We start from the raw sequence: 4,125 nt of genomic DNA, 5'->3' as shown, positions 1-4,125 counted from the left end.
ACAGCCAAACTTTTTGATTTACCCGAGATAATGCGCATAGAGCACAGATCTTTCAGGGAGAAATATCCGAGGGGAATTTTTTTGATGTTCCTTGAAAACAATCCCGAGAGTTTCCTTGTGGCGGAATACAATGGACGTGTGGTGGGATATGTAATGGGATACCTAAAACCAGACTTGGAAGGCCACATAATGAGCATAGCTGTAGATCCTGAATACCGTGGGAACGGAATTGGAAGAGCTCTCATGATAACCGCTATCGACAAACTCATCAAGCTTGGAGCTAGATACATTGGTCTGGAAGTGAGGGTGAGCAATGAGAGGGCTATAAAGCTCTATGAGAGGCTGGGATTTAAAATAGTAAAACGCATCTATGGATATTACTCGGATGGAGAGGATGCATACTACATGGTGCTTCGCCCTACTGATTGGGGTGAGGGGAGTTGAGGTGAGAGGATGAAGCCCGTGGAGTTTTACTTGAGTGGTGAGAGAGTATTTAGTGAAAGAGAGAAGGCTATAAACCAGCTCTATAACAAGAGGTATTATGGTGAAATTATAGAAGGAAAGCTCTTTCTTTCGCTCATAGAAGCGGCTTATCTTATGGAATGGGGCAAAATCCGGGTTTTTGATGGAGACCGGGAGCTCTCGTTCAGAGAACTCTTTAACATGGGGAGAGAAAAGGATGAGCAGTTTGATCTTAAGTTTCTCGTTTACAGGGATTTAAGAAAGAGGGGATATATTGTTAAGACCGCCCTTAAATATGGCTCTCATTTTAGGGTTTACAGGAAGGGAATGGAAGAACACGCTGACTGGCTCGTATGGGTCGTGAGCGAGAGTCAAAGAATGTATCCAAACGATTTGACCGCTCGTGTTAGGGTTGCCCACGGCGTGAGAAAGAACATGATAATGGCGGTTGTGGACGAGGACAACGACGTTGTCTATTATAAAATAGAGAGGGTGAAGTTTTAGCTGTCAAATGGACTTTCCCTCAGTCTTTCATTCACAAACCTCACAATGTGTTTCGTGTCTTTTTCTATGGTTTCGAGGTCGGGCTTCATGAACACGTAGAGGACGTTGGTCTTTGGCGTGAGGGATATGTGCTTCACATCCTTGATCCTTGAAAATCCTTGGAGGAACTCCCTTAGAAGTTCGACATCCCTCCTTTTTTCAAAGAGTGCTTCGTATTTCACTCCATCCACTTCGACGATTTCCTTCTGCATGAGCTCTTCATTTTCGATTTTGGGCTTCATTCTGTAGTATCCCTTCTGGATCAGGTGAGCTTCACGCTTGATTTTTGAGTGGGGGTGAACCACAAAGTATATCTTGTCATGCCTGTTTATGAGCTTGGAAACGGGAAAATACAGGATGCTCTGCCTCGGAAGAAGCGTTAGTGTGTAGTCGAAATTTTCTATATTCCCTTCATTTATCTTATAGTAAGCCCTGAAACCTACATAACCCCCAACCCATATGTAGTTCTTGTCCTTTGGCTTCACTACTTCCTCGATGCTCCTCAAATAGTGCTGCATCATTGCAAGGTTAAGCTTTCTCCCCTTGTAAAACTGCAGGGTTGCCACACCTGCCAGAATCATCAGAGCGAGCAAAAATTGCGGTGAAACCTGTATGCTCATTGTTATACCTCCTCCAATGGATAATATCTTTGAAAGCTCATATCATCCAGTATTTCAAATTCTGGCACTTTATCCCCTAAAACTTTTACTATATCCTTGATAATCCTTGCGTATACATGCCAATGAGCAGCGAAGGAAAAGGGCCCGCGGGGCGTTCTCCTTGCCAGACTCAGGAATATAATTATTTTGTGGTTCTCTTTAATGATGTTGCTCACTATCCCTATGCTGACAATATCTTCACCACTTATGGGCTCTTTGATCATCTTAAGCTCTTCATAAATCTCCTCAATCTCCAATTATTAGCCCTCCAACCCTCTCAAGCCATTTCAGGCCTCTTGGTTCCTCTTCGAACATGGGAACTCTTACTATATCCACATCCTTGAACTTCTGTTGTATCTCTCCTAAAACCTTCTTCTGGGCATCCATCCTCACCTTTATCTTTGGAATTTCCTCTTCAAGCTCTATAACTTTATTAACCACCACCAGATTGAATGGGATTTTGAACTTCTTTAAGCTTTCATGTGCTCTTTCCGTTTCGTAGAGGGCCAGCATCTCTGCATTCATAACGGCTACGACGCTTGTCCTGTTCTCATCCGTTATTATCTCCCTGACAAATTTGATTTCCTCTTTGTATGACAGAAGCTCCTGCATCACGGGATCCTCCTTTTCCCTGCTTGGCAATTTGTACTCTTCTCCTTCTATCATAAATTTCCGTTCTCCCTGTATGTTCTCGATAGCTCTCCTCCTGTCGAGGATTTTTCTCCTTACTTCAATAAGCTTTTCAGTCCATATCATTGCTATATTTGGAAGAGCAAGAACCCTGAGCGTGAGCCCTGTTGGGGGAGTATCAAATATTATGATGTCCCATTCATCCCCCTTCTGAAGTATCTCCCTTATGGCTTCGAGGGTTGCATACTCCTCAATACCGGGAGAAAAACTTAGAACTTCAAAGTACTTCTCGAGGTTTATGACCGTTAGATAACGATACATATGCTTGAGATTGTCCTCAAGGTGCTTTAGATATGCTTTAATGAGCTTTTCCATGTCAAGCTCCATTGCATAGAGGTTTTCTACTATCCTTTTGGGTTTGTCGTTTAATTTAACCATGAAGACATCCCCGAGGTTATGGGCGGGGTCTATTGAAACGATAAGTGTTTTATATCCTTTTTTAGCTAGAATAAGAGATGCCGCTGCAGAGCTTGTTGTTTTTCCTACTCCCCCCTTGCCTATGAAGAATATTGTCCTGAACCCTTTTTTTGGCATTAGATAGTCTTTCATACTCCCACCTCACGTTATATCAAACATTCCGGCTATTTCTCCGAAAATATCATCCATGTTCGCTGCTCGCTGCTGCATGACGTAGATCTCTCTAACCATGTGAGGCATTATACGCATTACGAGTGTCGTTGGTGGAGAGGGTATTCCAATAAAGGAACCCATAAGTACGAGTGCAAACACATTTTCCAGTTCCCGCTCTTCAAATTCAATATAGTCGGTTGATTGATCCTTAAACGAGCTAAAAAATCCCTTTAGGAATGCCTTCAAACTTTCAAACATTTAACCACCCCGTTTAATTGTAAGCGGATTGAGAGATTTCTCCGCATGGCACGATCCCTCCTTAATCATTTGAGGGAATGAGCAGTATGTTAAACTTATCGACTTCCAGAGAATACGAAGAGGTATGGAAACCCAGTATAGAACTCTCTTCAAGATTTTCCTCATTAACTCACCCCAAAAAGATTTAAAGGAAATAAAAGAAAGGTTCAAGCTGCAGCGGCCTCATACTCCTCTTCTGGCTTCTTCCATGCAAGGTAGAAGTCATACGCTAGGAGGAAGTTTAACAAGACGCCTATTGCTGTAATTGTTGCAATTGGAAGTGTTGGTTTTACCACAACTAAGAACCATATGAGTGCCAGTGTAACAGTAATCCAAAGGAACAGTGCCGGTATAACGACTGCATAGCTCCATGTTCCAGCTTTCTGTATCTTGTAAGCCCAAAGTGCTGAGGTCATCATGGCTATTGATGCCAAAAGCTGGTTCATACCACTAAATGCTGGCCAAATGATTAACCAGCTGCCACCCCATGCCAAGTAGACACCAAGCCCAGCAATTATGATTGAAGCTATCCATCTGTTGGTTATTGTTTTCCATATTCCTTGGCTTGTATCAACAACCATTCCAAAGACTTCCTGCCATGCAAATCTTCCAAGTCTCGTAGCAGTATCAAGTGATGTTAATGCAAAGGCTGAAACCCACAAGCTCGCAAAGACCACACCAAACTTGTAGCTGATTCCGAGAGCATCTTCCAACCCGTGGGCATAACTCCTAGCAAATACCCCTACTTTCAGTCCATGTTTCACAACTTCAACTGCATACTTTGCACCCCAATTTGACGCTGTTATTGCAATTCCAGCGTCCTTGAGGACAGTGAAGCCATAAACTGCTATTGATGTAATGACAATCGTCGATAAGAACCCTTCTGTAAACATTCCTCCATATC

General features: G+C 42.9%; 7 protein-coding genes. 2 read left to right on the top strand and 5 right to left on the bottom strand.

The window, feature by feature from the left end; all coding sequences use genetic code 11:
* On the top strand, positions 1 to 444 hold a 444-nt coding region (gene rimI, locus ACXJGZ_RS06455; RefSeq protein ID WP_456398686.1), incomplete at its 5' end, for a ribosomal protein S18-alanine N-acetyltransferase.
* Positions 445 to 453: 9 nt separating this feature from the next.
* On the top strand, positions 454 to 966 hold the full coding sequence (gene endA / locus ACXJGZ_RS06450; protein WP_293254514.1) for a tRNA-intron lyase: 513 nt from the start codon (positions 454 to 456) through the stop codon (positions 964 to 966).
* On the opposite strand, the gene ACXJGZ_RS06445 is transcribed toward endA, so the two are convergent.
* From ACXJGZ_RS06445 to ACXJGZ_RS06425, 5 genes are all read right to left on the bottom strand, one after another.
* Positions 963 to 1,625, bottom strand: a complete 663-nt coding sequence (locus ACXJGZ_RS06445) for a hypothetical protein (RefSeq protein WP_456321679.1) — start codon at positions 1,623 to 1,625, stop codon at positions 963 to 965. The two genes, endA and ACXJGZ_RS06445, sit on opposite strands and share 4 nt — an antisense overlap.
* Positions 1,626 to 1,627: 2 nt before the next feature.
* Entirely contained in the window at positions 1,628 to 1,921 is a 294-nt protein-coding gene (locus tag ACXJGZ_RS06440; protein WP_293254519.1) for a hypothetical protein, read from the bottom strand.
* Positions 1,911 to 2,903: an ArsA family ATPase gene (locus ACXJGZ_RS06435; protein WP_456398684.1), complete on the bottom strand. Its 993-nt coding sequence runs from the start codon at positions 2,901 to 2,903 to the stop codon at positions 1,911 to 1,913. The genes ACXJGZ_RS06440 and ACXJGZ_RS06435 overlap by 11 nt, the downstream gene beginning before the upstream one ends.
* Positions 2,904 to 2,912: 9 nt before the next feature.
* The gene (locus ACXJGZ_RS06430) at positions 2,913 to 3,182 is read right to left on the bottom strand and encodes a DUF7990 family protein (protein ID WP_456321676.1); all 270 of its coding nucleotides are present in this window, start codon (positions 3,180 to 3,182) and stop codon (positions 2,913 to 2,915) included.
* Positions 3,183 to 3,388: 206 nt separating this feature from the next.
* The coding region (locus tag ACXJGZ_RS06425) for a carbon starvation CstA family protein (protein ID WP_456398681.1) at positions 3,389 to 4,125 on the bottom strand (737 nt) is incomplete at its 5' end.

This window comes from Palaeococcus sp. (in: euryarchaeotes) (assembly GCF_053987695.1).
The sequence above is the reverse complement of the archived record's forward strand: the minus strand, read 5'-3'. Positions and strand labels throughout refer to the sequence as shown.

Bases quoted from the DNA above. Each gene is read 5' to 3' on its own strand.
- ACXJGZ_RS06445 (WP_456321679.1), bottom strand. From the start codon at position 1,625: ATGAGCATACAGGTTTCACCGCAATTTTTGCTCGCTCTGATGATTCTG.
- ACXJGZ_RS06430 (WP_456321676.1), bottom strand. From the start codon at position 3,182: ATGTTTGAAAGTTTGAAGGCATTCCTAAAGGGATTTTTTAGCTCGTTT.
- endA (WP_293254514.1), top strand. From the start codon at position 454: ATGAAGCCCGTGGAGTTTTACTTGAGTGGTGAGAGAGTATTTAGTGAA.
- ACXJGZ_RS06435 (WP_456398684.1), bottom strand. From the start codon at position 2,903: ATGAAAGACTATCTAATGCCAAAAAAAGGGTTCAGGACAATATTCTTC.